The sequence below is a fragment of the Hyphomonas sp. genome (assembly GCF_041689225.1).
Taxonomy (GTDB): domain Bacteria; phylum Pseudomonadota; class Alphaproteobacteria; order Caulobacterales; family Hyphomonadaceae; genus Hyphomonas.
The window spans coordinates 37,980-55,738 of the sequence record NZ_JBDNGN010000014.1; the positions used below are offsets into that span (position 1 = coordinate 37,980).

General features: G+C 61.0%; 14 protein-coding genes. All 14 read right to left on the bottom strand.

Annotated elements, in window-relative coordinates; translation table 11 throughout:
* Nucleotides 1-50 precede the first annotated feature (50 nt).
* The 14 genes from tsf to nuoL all read right to left on the bottom strand — a co-directional run bounded on the left by tsf (nt 51) and on the right by nuoL (nt 17,753).
* Complete coding sequence (gene tsf / locus ACESNB_RS01435; RefSeq protein ID WP_373002819.1) at nt 51-953, bottom strand: translation elongation factor Ts; 903 nt, start codon at nt 951-953, stop codon at nt 51-53.
* Nucleotides 954-993: 40 nt separating this feature from the next.
* Nucleotides 994-1,830, bottom strand: coding sequence for a 30S ribosomal protein S2 (gene rpsB, locus ACESNB_RS01440; RefSeq protein WP_373002821.1), 837 nt, complete (start codon nt 1,828-1,830; stop codon nt 994-996).
* 145 nt (nt 1,831-1,975) lie between these two features.
* Nucleotides 1,976-5,398, bottom strand: a complete 3,423-nt coding sequence (gene dnaE, locus ACESNB_RS01445) for a DNA polymerase III subunit alpha (RefSeq protein ID WP_373002823.1) — start codon at nt 5,396-5,398, stop codon at nt 1,976-1,978.
* A 78-nt stretch (nt 5,399-5,476) separates the two neighbouring features.
* Nucleotides 5,477-6,166 carry an ABC transporter ATP-binding protein gene (locus ACESNB_RS01450; RefSeq protein WP_373002825.1) on the bottom strand — a complete coding sequence of 230 codons (690 nt, stop codon included), beginning with the start codon at nt 6,164-6,166 and terminating at the stop codon, nt 5,477-5,479.
* Nucleotides 6,166-7,458: an ABC transporter permease gene (locus ACESNB_RS01455; protein ID WP_373002827.1), complete on the bottom strand. Its 1,293-nt coding sequence runs from the start codon at nt 7,456-7,458 to the stop codon at nt 6,166-6,168. The genes ACESNB_RS01450 and ACESNB_RS01455 overlap by 1 nt, the downstream gene beginning before the upstream one ends.
* Nucleotides 7,455-8,774, bottom strand: a complete 1,320-nt coding sequence (gene proS / locus ACESNB_RS01460) for a proline--tRNA ligase (protein ID WP_373002829.1) — start codon at nt 8,772-8,774, stop codon at nt 7,455-7,457. The genes ACESNB_RS01455 and proS overlap by 4 nt, the downstream gene beginning before the upstream one ends.
* A 49-nt stretch (nt 8,775-8,823) precedes the next feature.
* Entirely contained in the window at nt 8,824-9,057 is a 234-nt protein-coding gene (locus ACESNB_RS01465) for a DUF1467 family protein (protein WP_373002831.1), read from the bottom strand.
* The gene (gene mce, locus ACESNB_RS01470) at nt 9,057-9,485 is read right to left on the bottom strand and encodes a methylmalonyl-CoA epimerase (protein ID WP_373002833.1); all 429 of its coding nucleotides are present in this window, start codon (nt 9,483-9,485) and stop codon (nt 9,057-9,059) included. Before mce ends, ACESNB_RS01465 begins: the two co-directional genes overlap by 1 nt.
* Nucleotides 9,486-9,491: 6 nt before the next feature.
* Nucleotides 9,492-11,108 carry a ribonuclease J gene (locus ACESNB_RS01475; protein WP_373002835.1) on the bottom strand — a complete coding sequence of 539 codons (1,617 nt, stop codon included), beginning with the start codon at nt 11,106-11,108 and terminating at the stop codon, nt 9,492-9,494.
* 75 nt (nt 11,109-11,183) lie between these two features.
* Nucleotides 11,184-11,951 carry a type III pantothenate kinase gene (locus ACESNB_RS01480; protein ID WP_373002837.1) on the bottom strand — a complete coding sequence of 256 codons (768 nt, stop codon included), beginning with the start codon at nt 11,949-11,951 and terminating at the stop codon, nt 11,184-11,186.
* Nucleotides 11,952-11,956: 5 nt separating this feature from the next.
* Nucleotides 11,957-12,694, bottom strand: coding sequence for a biotin--[acetyl-CoA-carboxylase] ligase (locus tag ACESNB_RS01485; protein WP_373002839.1), 738 nt, complete (start codon nt 12,692-12,694; stop codon nt 11,957-11,959).
* Nucleotides 12,691-14,118, bottom strand: a complete 1,428-nt coding sequence (nuoN, locus tag ACESNB_RS01490; RefSeq protein WP_373002841.1) for an NADH-quinone oxidoreductase subunit NuoN — start codon at nt 14,116-14,118, stop codon at nt 12,691-12,693. Before nuoN ends, ACESNB_RS01485 begins: the two co-directional genes overlap by 4 nt.
* A 6-nt stretch (nt 14,119-14,124) precedes the next feature.
* The gene (locus ACESNB_RS01495; RefSeq protein ID WP_373002843.1) at nt 14,125-15,624 is read right to left on the bottom strand and encodes an NADH-quinone oxidoreductase subunit M; all 1,500 of its coding nucleotides are present in this window, start codon (nt 15,622-15,624) and stop codon (nt 14,125-14,127) included.
* Nucleotides 15,624-17,753, bottom strand: a complete 2,130-nt coding sequence (nuoL, locus tag ACESNB_RS01500) for an NADH-quinone oxidoreductase subunit L (RefSeq protein ID WP_373002845.1) — start codon at nt 17,751-17,753, stop codon at nt 15,624-15,626. The genes ACESNB_RS01495 and nuoL overlap by 1 nt, the downstream gene beginning before the upstream one ends.
* Between the last annotated feature and the right edge of the window lie 6 nt (nt 17,754-17,759).

Here is a 17,759-nt window from a genome sequence, read left to right on the forward strand (position 1 = left end):
TGGGCAGCCGGGATGTTTAACGCCTCAGGACGGGCCAAAGGCAAGCCTGTTCAGCTACCTTTTGTGAGCGACGCCACCTCGTCTGCGAAGTTATTCGCAGCTTTTTCGATGCCTTCACCCAGCTTGAAGTGGACAAAGCCCACCAGCGTCGCACCCTGATCTTTCAGATATGCCGAAACCGTCTGGTCCGGATTCATCACGAAAGGCTGCTCCAGAAGCACCACCTCCTTGTAGAACTTCTGCATCCGGCCCTTGATCATGCCCTCGATGATATTGTCGGGCTTGCCGCTTTCGCGGGCCTGTTCTGTCAGGACGCGCTTTTCGGTCTCGACCAATTCAGGGTCGAGTTCAGCTGTCGTCGCCGCTGCCGGCGACGTCGCCGCGATGTGCATCGCGATCTTGCGGCCGATGTCTTCCAGATCGCCTGATCCGGAGAGCGCAACCAGCACGCCGACCTTGCCCATGCCCGCCGCTTCGGCGTTGTGGATGTAGGAGGCTACCTTGTCGGCAGAGAGCTTGGCCGAGCGGCGCAACGATATGTTTTCGCCGATCTTGGCGATCATGCGCTTGATCATGTCGTCGACCGTACCGTCACCCTCTGGTGCAGGCGCAGCAGCAACCGCCGCGAGCGTCCCGTCAGTGCCGAGCGCTGCGTCCGTGATGCCCTCAAGAGCTTTCTGGAAGCCTTCATTACGCGCCACGAAGTCCGTTTCAGCGTTCAATTCGACGATCGCGCCCGACTTGCCGTCAGCCGAAACTTTCACGGCCACGAGGCCATCCGCTGCAGTGCGGCCAGACTTTTTGGCCGCCTTGGACAGGCCTTTGGCACGCAGCCATTCGATGGCGGCGTCTTCATCGCCATCATTCTCGACGAGCGCTTTTTTCGCATCCATCATGCCTGCGCCGGTCTTGTCGCGCAGTTCCTTGACGAGCGCAGCTGTAATCTGGGCCATTGCGGTTATCCTTCAGTGTAAACGTTCAATACCGGCGCGATCAGGCGCCCGTTGCATCTTCCTTGGGCTCGCCAGTCGCCGGAGCGGCATCAGCTGCCTTGGGTTCGTCATCCGCGGCAGCGACGTCCGCCTCAACCATGCCCTCGAGATCTTCGAGCGCACCGAGGTCGACGCCAAGGCCGGCCGTCGATTCTGCGAGGCCGTCGAGCACCGCGTCAGCGAACAGGTTGCAGTAGAGGGATATGGCGCGAGCCGCGTCGTCATTGCCGGCAAAGCCGTAGTCGGCATCAGACGGATCGCAGTTCGTGTCGAGCACGGCGACGACGGGGATACCCAGCTTACGGGCTTCCATGACGGCGATCGCTTCCTTGTTCGTATCGATCACGATCATCGCAGCCGGCAGGCCGCCCATTTCGGCGATACCACCAAGCGCGCGCTCAAGCTTGTCGCGGCGGCGCTGCAGGTCGAGCAGTTCTTTCTTGGTGAGGCCGTCGCCGCCACCGGCGTCGAACATCGCATTGAGTTCTTTGAGCTGCTTGATCGACTTGGACACGGTGGCCCAGTTGGTCAGCGTGCCGCCGAGCCAGCGATGGTTCATGTAATATTGTGCGCAGCGCTGGGCGGCTTCGGCAACAGGGTCAGACGCCTGGCGCTTGGTGCCGACGAACAGGACGCGGCCACCCTTGGCAACCGAGTCGCGCACGAAAACGAGCGCCTGGTGCAGGGCCGGGACGGTCTGGGACAGGTCCATGATGTGGATGCCGGAGCGCTCGCCGTAGATATACGGCTTCATGCGGGGATTCCAGCGGTGGGTCTGGTGACCGAAGTGTACGCCAGCTTCGAGCAGCTCACGCATTGTGAAGTCAGGTATTGCCATTCATTTTCTCCATCCGGTTAGCCTTCGTGGGTGGAACGTTGGGCCAATATGGCTTTCCGCACCGGATGCACCCGCGAAATGGTTTCAGGAAAGGCGGCTTATACAGAATTCCCCACGCCCGGCAAGATGCCCGGTTGCCCTTTTGTCAGGCCGCTTTCATGGGTTCGACCCGTTCCACACCCGGGACATCCTTGAGGGCCCGCTGGGCCTTGAGCCCGATCGTATAGGTGTCGGCCAGGCGCAGGACAACGGTCCGGCCATCGTCAAGCGGCATTTCGATCAGGATCGCACCGCGTTCATGGTCCTGCAATCGCCCGAGATGGCTCACAATCCCGGCAATATCATCGGTATTGGCCCCCACCGCCAGACGCACCTTGAGCGCACCCATCGACTTCGACAGCCGCGCCGATTCCAGCTGGATGATACGTTCCGCATTCAGTTTGATCTCGTCGCCCGTGCGTTTCACGCCGACAGTAATCGCCACCGTATTGCCCACCTGCAGCAGGTCATAGCTCTGCTGCAGTGTCTCGGGGAACACCATCAGCTCAACCTCACCCGTCGGATCGGACAGGGTCAGGAACGCAAACTTGCCGCCTTTGCGGGCCGGCTTCTCGTTGCGCAGGCGCACCACGCCGATCAGCTCGAGCGGCTTGCCGTCGCTCGCACGGTCCGCGATCTCGCAGGCGAGGGTAACCCGCTCCCGGTCGATCCCTTCCAGCACATCGTCCAGCGGGTGGCCGGAAAAGTAGAAGCCGATCGCCCTGAATTCCTCGTCCAGCTTCTGCTGCCCGTTCCACGGCTTGCAGGTCGGAAGCGCCGGACGCAGCGCCGGCTCGGCCTCACCGAACAGGCCGCCCTGCCCGCCCTGCCGGTCCTCGGCTGACTTGTTGGCCATCTGGGCGAGGATCGGCGCAGCCCCGAGCACCTTGGCCCGGTTGGCATCCAGCGTGTCGAACGCGCCGGATTTCGCCAGCGACTCGAAGGCCTTCTTGTTGATGTGCCGCGGATCGACCCGCTCGGCAAAATCGTAGAGACCCGAAAACGTACCATCGGCGGCGCGCAGCGCTTCGACGTGCCGCATCGCTTCGAGGCCGACCCCCTTCAGCGCGCCCAGCGCATAGACGACCGCGCCGTCGCGGACGTCAAAGTCCGCTGTCGACGTATTCACGTCGGGCGCCAGGACGGGAATCTTGAGCCGGCGCGCTTCCATGAAGAAAGCCGCCAGCTTGTCGGTATTGCCGAGGTCGAGGCTCATCGACGCGGCGAGGAATTCCACCGGGAAGTGGCGCTTCAGGTAACCCGTATGATACCCGATCAGCGCATAGGCGGCGGCGTGCGACTTGTTGAAGCCGTAGCCCGCAAACTTCTCCATCGTGTCGAAGATTTCGTTGGCGAGCGGCTCGTCCATCTGCTTCGTGGCCGCCGCCCCTTCGACGAAACGCTTGCGCTGCGCGACCATCTCTTCGAGCTTCTTCTTGCCCATAGCGCGGCGCAGCAGGTCAGCCTCGCCGAGCGAGTAGCCGGCAATCTCCTGCGCCATCCGCATCACCTGTTCCTGATAGACCGGCACGCCATAGGTGGCTTCCAGCACGGGCTTCAGGTCCGGGTGGGCATATTGCACGCCGTCGGGGTTTTCCTTGCCCTGGACGTAGAGCGGGATGTTCTCCATCGGCCCGGGACGGTAGAGCGAGATGATCGCAATCACGTCCTCGATATTGTTCGGACGCACCTTGCGTAGCGTGTCGCGCATGCCGGCGCCTTCCAGCTGGAACACGCCCAGCGTGTCCCCGCTGGCCATCAGGTCATAGGTCGCCTGATCGTCGAGGCCTTCCCATTCCGGGCCGATATCCTGTCCGCCGCGCCGGATCAGTTTCAGCGCGCGGTCGATCACTGTCAGCGTCTTGAGGCCGAGGAAGTCGAACTTCACCAGGCCCGCCATCTCGGCGTATTTCATGTTGAACTGCGAGGCCGGCAGGTCGGCGCGCGGATCGTTGTAAAGGGGTGCGATCTCGACCAGCGGCCGGTCGGCGATGACCACGCCGGCGGCGTGCGTCCCGGCATTCCGGTAAAGCCCTTCCAGCGCAAGCGCGATCTTGATCAGTTCACCGACGCGAGGGTCTTCCGAGATTTCGTCATCGAACTTCGGCTCGTCGTCGATGGCTTCTTGCAGCGTGGGCGGCTTGGCTGGATTGAACGGGATCAGCTTGGCCAGACGGTCAACCTGGAAATATGGCATCTGCATCACGCGGCCGACATCGCGCACCACGGCCTTGGCCTGCAATGTCCCGAACGTGATGATCATGGCGACGCTCTCGGCGCCATACTTGTCGCGGACATAGCGAATGACTTCGCTGCGCCGTTCCTGACAGAAGTCGATGTCGAAATCCGGCATCGACACACGTTCCGGGTTCAGGAAGCGTTCGAACAGCAAATCGAAGCGCAGCGGATCAAGATCAGTAATCAGGAGTGACCAGGCCACCAGAGAGCCGGCACCCGACCCCCGTCCCGGCCCGACCGGGATGTCCTGTTCCTTGGCCCATTTGATGAAGTCGGACACGATCAGGAAGTAGCCGGGGAATCCCATCCGCTCGATCACGCCAAGTTCAAAATCCAGCCGCTCGAAATAGGTTTCCCGCTCGGCGTAAAGCTTGCCAGCAGCCTTGAGCCGGCCTTCCAGCCCCTCCTTCGCCTGAATCCTCAACTCCTCGATCTCGGACCGGCCTTCATTGCTGAATGACGGCAGGATTGGGTCGCGGGTAACCGAGCGCACTGAACAGCGCCGGGCGATCTCGGACGTGTTTTTCAGGGCTTCCGGCAGGTCGGCGAACAGCGTTGCCATTTCTGCCTGGGTCTTGAGGTATTGCGACGGGCAGACCCGCTTGCGGTCTTCCTGGCCGAGATACTGGCCATTGGCAATACACATCAGCGCATCGTGTGCCGTCGCATCTGACGGCTTCATGAACCGGGCATCATGGGTCGCAACTAGTGGCAGGCCCAGTTCATAGGCGAGATCAATCAGACCAGCTTCCGTGGCAGCCTCGTCTGGCGTCCCGTGCCGCGTGATCTCGACATAACACCGGCCCGGATAGGCGCTGGCCAACGTCGACAATTCCGTGCGGGCATCGGCCGCGCGGCCCTTGAGCAGATGGCGAGCGACCTCGCCTTCGGCCCCGCCTGTCAACAGGATCAGGCCGTCAGTCTTGTCCAGCAAGAGATCGCGGTGCAACTTCGGTACGCCGTCGTCGGCATCGAGATAGGCCCGCGACGACAGCAGCATCAGGCGCTGGTAGCCGGTTTGGTCCTGCGCATAGACCGACACGCGCGTCGGTTCGCTGCGATGGACACCGTCAGCAATATCGAAACAGCAGGCCATGATCGGCTGGATGCCGGCCTCGGACATGGTCAGCGAGACTTCCAGCGCGCCGAACAGGTTGTTGCGGTCGGTCACGGCCACGGCAGGCATCGCCTGCCCTAGCAGCCAGCCCTTCAGGACCTTGGGCGTGATCATGCTCTCGAGCAGCGAATAGCTCGACCGCACGGCCAGATGGATGAAGGGCGACTCAGGCAAAACGGGTTCTCCAGCGGGGAGAATACAATGCCGTTCGCGCCGGGACCAGACCACCCGTCAGCAGCGGCCTTCCACAGCTTATTCCGGCTTGTAGTCGACCAGTTTGCCGTCCTGCAGCGTCAGGACGCGGTCCATGTGCTGTGTCAGCGCAAAATTGTGGGTGGCGACCAGCACGGCCGCGCCTTCATTCTTGACCATCTTGATCAGGGTCGCGAACACCCGCTCGGTCGTGACCGGGTCGAGATTGCCTGTCGGTTCGTCAGCGATGACGAGTCGGGGATCGTTGGCCAGCGCCCGGGCAATCGCCACACGCTGCTGCTCGCCGCCGGACATCTGCCCCGGCTGGTGGTGCCCCCTGTCGGCAAGCCCCATGACCTCCAGCAGGGACTCGGCTTTCTCGCGCGCCGCGGTCTTCTTCACACCGGCAATCATCAGCGGCATCGCGATATTGTCCGCCGCGTTGAATTCGGGAAGCAGGTGGTGGAACTGATAGACGAAACCGATCTTGGACCGGCGGATCGCTGTGCGGCCCTTGTCGTCCAGCGACAGGCAATCGATCCCGTCCAACATGACCTTGCCGGCTTCCGGCCGTTCCAGCAGGCCGGCCGTATGCAGCAGCGTCGATTTACCCGAACCCGAAGGCCCGACAAGCCCCACCAGCTCTCCGGCATTCAAGCGCAGGTCGGTCCCTTTCAGCACAAGCAGTTCGCCCGCCGCCGTACGATAGACCCGGTCGATGCCGATCAATTCCAGAACAGGCTGGGACATTATTCAAACCTCAGCGCGCTAACCGGATCCTGGCGGGACGCCCACCAGGCCGGAATGAGAGACACGCCCATCGACATAAACAGCGCATAGAGCCCGGTTCGGATCACCTCACGCCAGTCAAGGATCGCCGGCAGGCCTTCGAGACCATAGGTTTCCGCGTCGAACACTTGGCCCTGAACGAACAGGTTGATAAAGGCTTCGACGGTGCCGATATTCAGCACCACAAGGACGCCCACCAGGACGCCCAGAAGGGCGCCCAGCGTGCCGAGAACGGTGCCGACCAGCAGGAACACCCGCAGCACCCCGTTCCGGCCAAGGCCGATGGTCCGCAGGATCGCGATATCCCGCGACTTGTTCTTCACCAGCATCACGACGCCAACGATGATGTTCAGCGTCGCAATCGCCATGATCACCATGACGAGCAGCCGCACCATTGTGCGTTCCACCTCGAGCGCGTTGAGATAGGCTTCACGCTGGCTCTTCCAGTCAAATGTATAAAGCGCGTTGCCCGTCGCATTCGCTATGGCCGCCATCGCTTCATGTGTTTTTTCCGGGTCCTTCAGCCTTATGTCCAGCATGCTGTAATGGCCCTTGGACTGGAACAGGATCTGCGCCTGTTCCATCGGCATGAAGATATAGAGGCTGTCGAGTTCGACACTACCGGTCTGGAAGATGTCGCCGACAACATAGGACTTGCTGCGCGGTGTACCGCCCATCGGTCCGGCCGTCTGCTGGGACGTCACGATCTCGACCTTGTCGCCCGGACGTATCCCAAGGCCTTCCCGGCCCGCTGCCAGGAACTTGCCCAGCATGATGACATTGCCGCCATTGCGGCCTTCGCCAAAGCCCGCCGCAATGGCCGACTTCCCGCCATCCTTCAGGAACGGCATGGTCGCCAGGTCTTCTGTGCGGATCGCGCGAACGGCCGCGCCGGTCTTGCGACCATTGGCCGTGATCAGCACGTATTCCTCGATATAGGGCGTCACGCTGGTGATCCCGTCGATCTCGCGGATCGTGCCCGCCAGTGCATTCGCTTCGTCTTCGGTATAGCTGCTGACCACGCCGTAAACATGCGGCTGGCCGCCGAGCAGCGCATCCAGCAGCGTCGCGCGAAATCCGCTCATGACCGACATGGTGATGATCAGCGCAGAGACGGCGAAGAATATGCCGACAAAGGATATGATCGAAATCAGCGACGCACCGCCATGCTCGCGTTTGGCCCGCAGGTAGCGCCAGGCCAGCGTGCGCTCCAGCTTGCCGAAGGGCGGTGCAACATGGCCGAGTTCGCTCATTTGGGCGTCACCTTCTTCAGCGCTTCGGCGAACGGCATTTCCACCTTCTCGCCGGTTTTGCGATGCTTGACTTCGACGACACCATTCTCGATGCCGCGCGGCCCGATCACGATCTGCCATGGCAGGCCGATCAGCTCCATGCGGGCAAACTTGCCGCCAGCGCGCTCATCCGTATCGTCGTAGAGCACGTCCATACCAGCATCCGTCAGCGCCTTGTAAGCGTCGGCACAGGCCGCATCGCAGGCTGCATCGCCAACACGCATATTGATCAGGCCGACATGCCAGGGCGCTACGGACTCAGGCCAGACGATGCCGTTCTCGTCATGGCAGGCCTCAATGATGCCGCCGACAAGGCGCGACACGCCAATGCCATAGCTGCCCATCTGCACCGGCACCATTTGACCGTCCGACGATTGCACGACCGCGTTCATGGGCACCGAATACTTTGTGCCGAAGTTGAAAATATGGCCAACCTCGATGCCGCGCGCCGACACTTGCTGGTCAGCAGGGATCTCGGCAAAGGCATCCGCGTCATGCATCTCTTCAGTGGCAGCATAATACTGTGTGCGCTTCTCGACTTCCGCGTTGAGGTCCGCGTCGAAATCCAGATCGAGCCCGGGCGCCGGCAGGTCCAGCAACGCCTTGTCACAGAACACGGCGCTCTCGCCAGTATCCGCGAGGATGATGAACTCGTGGCTCATGTCGCCGCCAATCGGGCCGGTGTCGGCCCGCATCGGAATGGCCGTCAGCCCCATCCGGTCGAAGGCATTGAGATAGGCACAGAACATCTTGCGATAGGAGACACGCGCATCCTCTTCCGTCAGGTCGAAGGAATAGGCATCCTTCATCAGGAATTCCCGGCCGCGCATGACGCCGAAACGCGGGCGCACCTCGTCGCGGAATTTCCATTGCTGGTGATACAGGTTCAGCGGCAGCTGCTTGTAGCTTTTGACGTAGGAACGGAACACGTCGGTGATCAGCTCTTCATTCGTCGGCCCGTATAGCATGTCCCGGTCATGCCGGTCTTTGATGCGCAGCATCTCCTTGCCATAGTCGTCATACCGGCCGGATTCGCGCCAGAGCTCGGCCTGCTGCAAGGTCGGCATCAGCATCTCGATGGCGCCGGCGCGGTTCATCTCCTCGCGTACGATCTGTTCGATCTTCTTGAGAACGATGTAGCCCATGGGCAGCCAGGAATAGATGCCCGCGCCATTCTGCCGGATCATGCCGGTGCGCAGCATCAGCTTGTGCGAGGCGATCGCCGCATCCGCCGGCGCGTCCTTGGTAACCGGCAGAAAGAATTTCGAAAGACGCATGGATTCCCCGCTAAAGCTGATATTGGCGCCCAACTAGCCGCAGCAGCCCCTAGTCCGCAAGGAGGAGCGGCACAACCAGCGCTGCAATACCGGTAATGATGGCCCCGCCGATTGTTGCCCACACGGCCTTCTTCAGCAGCATCGGTTTGGCCGGTGCGCCTTCTTCGGTGCCGGGGGTTATCTCACCGTCCTCGAACTGGCCGCGCACGCCAATCGGCAGGACAGCAAAAAAGCTGATCCACCAGCTCAGGACAAAGACGACAACGCCGCTCACAATGGTCATCAGTGGGGGCCTTTGGGCGTTTCCATGAGTTCGATGAGGACACCGTTGGAATTCTTCGGGTGAACGAAAATGATCATCGTGCCATGCGCCCCGATACGAGGTGTGCCGAGCACGGTCGCGCCGCGCTTGCCCATTTCGTCAACGGCCTGGTTGATGTCATCCACTTCGAAGCAGACATGGTGCTGCCCGCCCTTCGGGTTCTTGGTGATGAAGTTCGCAATGGGCGATTCAGCATTCAGCGGCTCGATCAGCTCGATCTGGGCGTTCGGCAGGTTCACGAAACAGACCTTCACGCCCTGCTCCGGCATATCGAACGGCGTGGTGATATCGGTTGCGCCATAAAGCGTGCGGTACGTTTCGCAGGCTTCTTCCAGGTCCGGCACGGCAATACCGACATGGTTCAGCGGGCCAATTTTAAATTCACTCATCGTGCTTCAGCTCCTCAATACAGTCACATCAATCATCGGGCGCCGTCCAAACGTCGCCTCGCAGGCCTTGCGCAGTGCCCGGCCTATTTCGCGTTCAACCATGTCATCATCAAGACGTGTCTTGCGCTTCATCTTCCGCACGGCGGCATCAGCGGCCTCGTCCAGATCGTCCAGGCTTTCGTCAGCGAGACGGCCATCCGATTCCGAGAAGCCCCGCACGACAACAACCGGACCGTCGATAACGTCCCCGGCCTCGTCGATGACGACACTGGCCAGCACGAGGCCGTTTTCCGACAGTTTACGGCGCTCATTCAGGCCTTGCGCGCCTTCCGGCACAAGGATCTTGCCGTCCAGCAGCAACCGCCCGGCAGGCACAAGATCGATGATCTCGGCTGGCCCCGGCGCGAGCCTTACAAGGCTGCCATTTCGCGGCGCGACGGCCTGGGGAATCTGGAGCGACTTGGCATAGGCCGCGTGCTCCATGATGTGACGGCGCTCGCCGTGCACCGGCACGGCAATCTCGGGCCTCACCCACTGATACATCTTCTGCAGCTCACCCCGGCAAGGGTGTCCCGATACGTGAATTGGCTGCGTGACCATGCGCGGGGTAATGATGCGCACGCCCTGGTCTGCCAGCGCGTTCTGCATGGCAAAAATTTCGCGCTCGTTGCCGGGAATGATCCGCGAAGAAAAGATCACGCAATCGCCCTCGCCCAACGACACGTTGCGGTGATCGTTGCGGGAAATCCGCCCCAGTGCGGCGCGCGCTTCACCCTGGCTGCCCGTGCAGAGATAGAGAATGTTTTCGGCCGGAAGCGACTTGGCTTCCGATTCATCGATGAATTCGAGCGTGCGCGGCAGGATGCCCACGGCCTTCGCCGCATCGGTGATCCGATGCATGCTCCGCCCGACAAGGCACACGCTGCGCCCGGCCTGCTCGGCCGCTTCAATGATCGACTTCACCCGCGCGACGTTCGACGCGAAAGTCGTGACCGCCACGGCCTGTGTCTGTTCGGCGATCAGGTCTATCAGGCCCTGCTTGACGCTTTCCTCAGAACCGGATTCGCCCTCTTCGAAGACGTTCGTGGAGTCGCAAACCATTGCCAGCACGCCGCGGTCGCCAAGCGCCGTCAGGCCCTTGATATCCGTCGGGCCTCCGATCTGCGGATCCGGGTCGATCTTCCAGTCACCGGTGTGGAGAACCATGCCTGCCGGCGTATCGATAGCGAGCGCGTTCGGCTCAGGGATCGAGTGGGTGAGCGTGATATAAGTGACGGTGAACGGGCCGGCCACGACCGTACCTCCCAGCGCCACCGGCTTCAGCCAACGGGCATCCACCCCACGTTCCTGCATCTTGGACCGCACGAGTTCCGTCGTGAACGGCGTCGCATAGATCGGCGCCTTCGTCTTGAGGCGAGGATATAGCAGGCCGACCGCGCCGATATGGTCTTCATGGGCATGCGTCAGGAAGATCGCGTCGATCTGCTCGCCGATCAGGTAGTCCGGATCAGCACAGATCAGGTCGATCCCCGGCGTGTCCAGTCCCCCGAAGGTCACGCCGACATCCACAAGGATCCAGCGCCGTGCATGCGGTGGCCCATACCCGTAGGCATTCAGGTTCATGCCGATCTCCTCGCATCCCCCGAGCGGGAGGAAAACGAGTTCGTCGGATAGCTGTGCTGAATCGGCCATAAGATCCTATTTGTTACGTTTGTAGATTTCGAGAAGACCACTGATCAGAATATCAGGGTCGTAGTGGTCGATCGTTTCGCTGGCGCCTTCGAACAGGGACGCGACGCCGCCGGTTGCAACCACCTGCATGGGCTTTCCATACTCGGCCTTGATCCGTCGTACCAGCCCGTCAATCAGGTCGATATAGCCCCAGAACACACCAGACTGCATCGCGCTGATCGTATCCTGGCCAATCACCTGGCTCGGGCGCTGGATCGCGATTCGCGGCAATTGCGCCGCAGCATCGTGCAGGGCGCTGACCGACAGGTTGATACCGGGCGAAATAATGCCGCCTTCGAACCCGCCGTCTTCTCCGACAATATCAAAGGTTGTCGCCGTGCCGCTGTCGATAACGATCAGGTTTCCCGGATAGGACACATGCGCGCCCAATGCGCTGACGATCCTGTCCGCACCGACCTGTTCAGGGCGGTGAATACGGATTTCTACGCCTGTTTTGAGCGAAGGATCCCCGATAAACATGGGTTCGACGTTGAGATAGCGGCGCGCGAGGTTGCGGAAGTTGAACACCGCCTGCGGCACAACTGTCGAGATGACGCAGCCATTGATCTTGGTCAGGTCCATGCCGTGCATGTCGGCAAGCCGCCACAACCAGGCCGCATGGTCGTCAGCGGTCTTGCGGGCCTCGGTCGCGCTGCGCCACTGGACGAGCCAATGGTCGCCATCATGAACACCGAACACGGTGTTCGTATTCCCCACGTCAATTGCGAGCAGCATGGCGGCTACGCTCTCCCTACCAGGTTCACATCTCCAGCCCTTATGGTCTGCCGGGTGCCATCGGGCAATCTGAGGATGAGGGCACCGAACGCATCGAGATCCTCAAATATCCCCTCAACCGGTTCGCCCGACGCCGTGACACGCACAATTGTGCCTAGCCCCTCGGCGTGCTCAAGCCAGGCCTTGCGGAGCCCCGAAAACCCGGCCCGCGCTTCGATCAGCCGTTGCGAAAAGGCGGTCCGCAGGGCTTCCAGTACCATGTCAGATGTCACCACCGCGTCGCCGCGAAGGGTCGCAATTGAAGTTGCGCTCAGCTCCGCTCCATCCGGCGCATGCGTGACATTGATCCCGATGCCGGCGGCAACCCACGTGTCCGCGCCCGATCCGCCGGTTTCGATCAGGATTCCGGACAGTTTCGCCTTGTTTATGCGCACATCATTAGGCCATTTCAGGCGAATCTCGGCGCTCGGTGCAAACGATCGCGCCACGTCGCCGACCGCCAGGGCCGCCGCGAACGGCAACCGTGACGCCACGACCATCCCGCCGGACTCGTGAAACAGCGCCGTTGCGAACAGGTTGCCGACCGGGGACAGCCAGTGTCGCTGGAGCCGCCCACGACCTGCCGACTGTGTCTCCGCGACAAGCCAGCCATCAGAAAAGGCAGCGGCAGACGCACGCCGCTTTGCCTCGCTGTTGGTGCTGTCGATTGCGCCGAGATGATGAACGGGCCAGTCCAGACTCAAGAGGCCAGTCCCCGTGCAGCGTCATACGCCCATTGCGAAAGTTGGTTGATGAATACAAGGAACAGGATGCCTGCGACGAACGCCGAGGCGAGCACGGTCAACGTCACCGATCCATCAATCGATTCAAAACGCTCTTTCGGTTCGTCAAACCACATGATCTTCACGATCCGCAGGTAATATCCAAGCGATACGACAGATGAAATAACGAGGATGATCGCCAGCGGCAGCAAGCCTGCCTCGATGCCGGCGTTGAACACTTCCCATTTCCCGAAGAAGCCACCGAACGGCGGCAGGCCCGCAATCGAGAAAATCAGGATGGTCAGGGCGATGGCGAGCCATGGACGCGAACTCATCAGGCCGCCAAGCTCATCAATGCTCTCGACCATTCCGCCCCGGCGGCGCATTGCGAGCACACCTGCAAACAGGCCAAGCGCCGACACCACATAGAGCGTCATGAAGATCAACAGAGCCCCTGCCCCGCTGGCCTGTCCAGCGGCGACAGCCACCAGCGCATAGCCGACATTCGCAATCGAGGAATATCCGAGAAGGCGTTTGACATTGGTCTGTGTCAGCGCGCCAAATGAGCCGATGATCATCGACAGGCCGGCAATGATAGCGACGATCAGCTGCCACTGGTCCATCACGTCGCCAAAGGCCGTGAACATCACGTTCGCGAAGACCACCATCGAGGCCATTTTCGGAGCCGAAGCAAAGAAGGCACCCACCGGAGTCGGTGCGCCTTCATAAACGTCCGGCGTCCAGGCGTGCATCGGTGCGGCTGAAATCTTGAACGCCAGTCCGACAATCATCAGGACCATGCCGAACATCAGGCCAATTGACGGGGCCGAGCTGGAAATCCCGGCAAAGTTGGTCGTGCCGGAAAATCCGTACACAAGCGAGGCGCCGTAGAGCAGCATGCCGGACGCCAGTGCGCCGAGCACAAAATACTTCAGGCCCGCTTCCGACGAACGGGCTGAATCCCGGTGGAACGCCGCCAGCACATAGGATGACAGGCTGAGCGTCTCGATGCCCATATAAAGGGTCATCAGGTCAGCCGCCGACAGGATCATCCCCATGCCAAGGCTCGCGAAGAGGGTCAGCAGGACATATTCATAACGGATCGTATCATGGCGCTTCAGGAAGCCCTCGGACATGATCAGTGCAAAGCCGCCCACAGCAAAGCTCACGAATTTCGCGAAGTTCACGAACGTGTTCGTTTTCACCAGGCCACCAAACGCTTCGCCGCCCTGATAGAACATCAGCGAGAGCGCGGCGGCGCCGAACAGGGCCAGCGCGCCGTATTTGAACGACAGCGCATTGAATCGGTCCTTGAGGATGGCGCCCAGCAGCACGCCGAGCAGGCCGGCTGCCGCGAGCCACAGCTCCGGACCGATTGCGACGATCATGGCAGTATAGTCGAGCATGGGCCGTCAGCCTCCGACCATCAGGGACAGGATGCGGTTCGCTGCCCCTTCAGTAATGTTGAAAATCAGGTTTGGCGCGACGCCGAACAATATGGTTAGCAAGGCCAGCGGCACGATGCAGACCAGTTCGATCACGTTCATATCGCTTATGTCGTTGAGTTTCGGGTTGGTGATTTCCCCGAACACGGTGCGCCGATAAAGCGTCAGCATGTAGACGGCCGAGAAGATGACACCCAGTGCGGCGCCGGCCGCAGCCCATGTCGCCGCCTGGAAGCCGCCAACCATGGTCAGGAATTCGCCGACGAACCCGCTGGTGCCGGGCAGGCCGACATTCGCCATCGTGAACAGCATGAACAATGTCGCATAGACCGGCATCCGTTTGACCAGGCCGCCATAGGCCGCGATCTCGCGGGTATGCATGCGGTCGTAAACCACGCCGACAATCAGGAACAGCGCGCTGGCAATCAGGCCGTGGCTCAGCATCTGGAAAATCGCGCCCTGAACACCAACCTCGTTGAACGAGAAGATGCCGAGCGTGACAAAACCCATATGTGCGACCGAGGAATAGGCGATCAGCTTCTTCATGTCCGTCTGGCGCCACGCCACCAGCGACGTGTAGACGATCGCGATCACCGCCAGCGCGAACATCGCCGGCTGGAACAGGTGGCTCGCATCCGGGAACATCGGCAGCGAGAACCGCAGGAATCCGTAACCGCCCATCTTCAACAGTACGCCGGCCAGTATGACTGAACCGGCCGTGGGGGCCTGCACGTGTGCATCCGGCAACCATGTATGAACTGGCCACATTGGCAGCTTCACCGCAAAGGACGCAGCAAAGGCCAACCATAGCCATGTCTGGACGTGCGGCGGGAACGCAAATTTCTCGAGAACTTCAATGTCCGACGATCCGGCGGCTTGGAACATGTAGACCACGGCCACCAGCATCAGCAGCGAGCCCAGCAATGTGTAGAGGAAGAACTTGAACGCCGCGTAGATCTTTTCCTTGCCGCCCCATATGCCGATGATCAGGAACATCGGGATCAGCCCGGCCTCGAAGAAAATATAGAACAGGACGATATCGAGCGCGGCAAACACGCCGAGCATGAAGGTCTCGAGCACCAGGAAGGCGACCACGTATTCGGTCACGCGCGTATGGATCGAGTTCCAGCTCGCCAGAAGGCAGATCGGCGTCAGGAAAGTTGTCAGCAGGATCAGCGGCATCGACAGGCCATCGACCCCGACCTTGTACGTGATCTCGCCATACCAGGCATATTGCTCGACAAGCTGGTAGCCTGCTGCATTGGAATCGAATGTCAGGAAGGCGGCGACCGACGCGACGAATGTCGCGCTGGAAATGATCAGGCCCGCCAGCAGCGCGGCGCGGCTGTCCTTGCCGGCTTCCTCGCTGCTGAAGCTGCCTGCAGTAGCAGATCGCACACCCATGATGATGAGCGCGCCGATCAGGGGCAGGAAGACAACCGCCGAAATAATGGGAAACCCGCCCATCAGTTAACTCCTCCAGCGCGCAACCACATGACAGCGCCGAAGACGAGCGCAGCCCCAATGATCACGAACGCATAATGATACAGGTAGCCTGTGTGCATCGCCGAGATCCGCCGGGCGCCCCAGCGTGTAAGCGAAGACACACCGTCAGGTCCGACCCCATCGATAATCTTCTTGTCGGCTTTCCAGAACAGGTTGCCCAGCACGGCCGAGCCCTTGATGAGCGTCGCGTTGTAGAGTTCGTCGAAATACCATTTGTTCGAGAACAGGGCATGGAGCGGACCGCCACTGTCGGCGATACGCTTGCCGAACCCGCGATTGAAGAAATAGGTCATGGTCGCAATCACAAAGCCTGCCAGCGTGACGGCCAGCGGCGCCCACAGCACCCATTCAGGCACATTGTGACGGTCGTGAAGCACGTGGTTCTCGGCGGCCGAATAGATCGCACCGCCCCAGAATGCGCTTTCCTTGCCGCCGACAAACCAGTCGTGGAAATAAAATCCCGCGAAGACAGCCCCCAGGCTGAGCAACGCCAGTGGCACCAGCATGATCGCCGGGCTTTCGTGCGGCACGTGCGCATGGTCGTCATGCTTGTGGCCATGGTCGTCCGCTGCAGCGAGCCCATGATCGTCATGATGCTCCGCGGACGCCTGCGGCCCATGGAATGTCATGTAGATGAGGCGCCAGGAATAGAAGCTCGTCAGCAGTGCGGCGACGATGCCGAACCAGAAGGCGACCTGACCGAACATCACGTGATGCTCGCCCGCGGCGAACGCGCTCTCCAGGATCGCATCCTTCGAGAAGAAGCCGGAGAAACCGATAAGCGTGTGCGGAATGCCGAGACCAATGATGGCAATCGTGCCGATCAGCATCGCCGCATAGGTCAGCGGCATGAATTTCGCGAGCCCCCCCATTTTTCGCATGTCCTGCTCATGGTGCATGCCGTGAATGACGGAGCCTGCGCCGAGGAACAGCAGTGCCTTGAAGAAAGCGTGCGTGAAGAGGTGGAACATGGCGGCTTCATAGGCGCCGATACCGGCTGCAAAGAACATGTAACCCAGCTGCGAACAGGTCGAATAGGCAATCACGCGCTTGATGTCATTCTGCGCCAGGCCGACCGTCGCGGCATAGAGCGCGGTGACCGCGCCCACGATCGTGACCATGCCGGCGGCATAGAGCGTGTGCTCGTACAGGGGCGACATAAGGCAAACCAGGTAGACACCTGCTGTAACCATGGTCGCCGCGTGGATCAGGGCCGAAACAGGTGTCGGGCCTTCCATCGCGTCCGGCAGCCAGACATGCAGGAAGAACTGGGCCGACTTGCCCATCGCGCCGATGAACAGAAGGACGCCGATCAGTTCGAGCGCGTAGACGCGCTGCCCGAGGAATTCGATGACGGCTTCCTGCGCCGGGGCTGCCTCAGCGAAGGCCATTGGCGTTACCACGGCGTTTTCGCGAATGGCGCTGAGAACGGGTTCGAACTCGACCGATCCGAAGACGAAGAACACAGCCATGATACCAAGCGCGAGGCCGAAATCGCCGACGCGGTTAGTCACGAAGGCCTTGATTGAGGCGTCGTTGGGCGCCTTCTTCGTGTACCAGAAACCGATCAACAGGTAGGACGCCAGTCCGACGCCTTCCCAGCCGAAAAAGAGCTGGATGAAATTGTCGGCCACGACCAGCGACAGCATCGCGAACGTAAACAGCGAAAGGTAGGCGAAGAAGCGCGACCGGTGCGGGTCTTCGCTCATATAGCCCCATGAATAGAGGTGTACGAGCCCGGAAACGCCGGTGATCACCGCCATCATGACAATGGACAGCGCATCTATCCGGATCGCCCAGTTCGCGTGGAAATTGCCGACGTCGATCCAGGGCAGCAATGTGATCACATGCGCGCCATTGGCGGCAACAGCTTCAACCGCGTGGCCGGCCGCTTCGCCATGCCCCTCAGCGCCGACAATCCCGGCGGCATAGGCAAACAGCTGGAACAGCGACAAGGCACCGGCCGTCAGCACGACGCCCGTCGTCAGGAACATCACCGGCAAATCGCCGATCTGTTTGTGGACGAGGCCCGTGAGCGCTACGATTCCGGGCGCGAGCACGATGAAGATAATGAAGATATCCGGCAGCATCAGCCT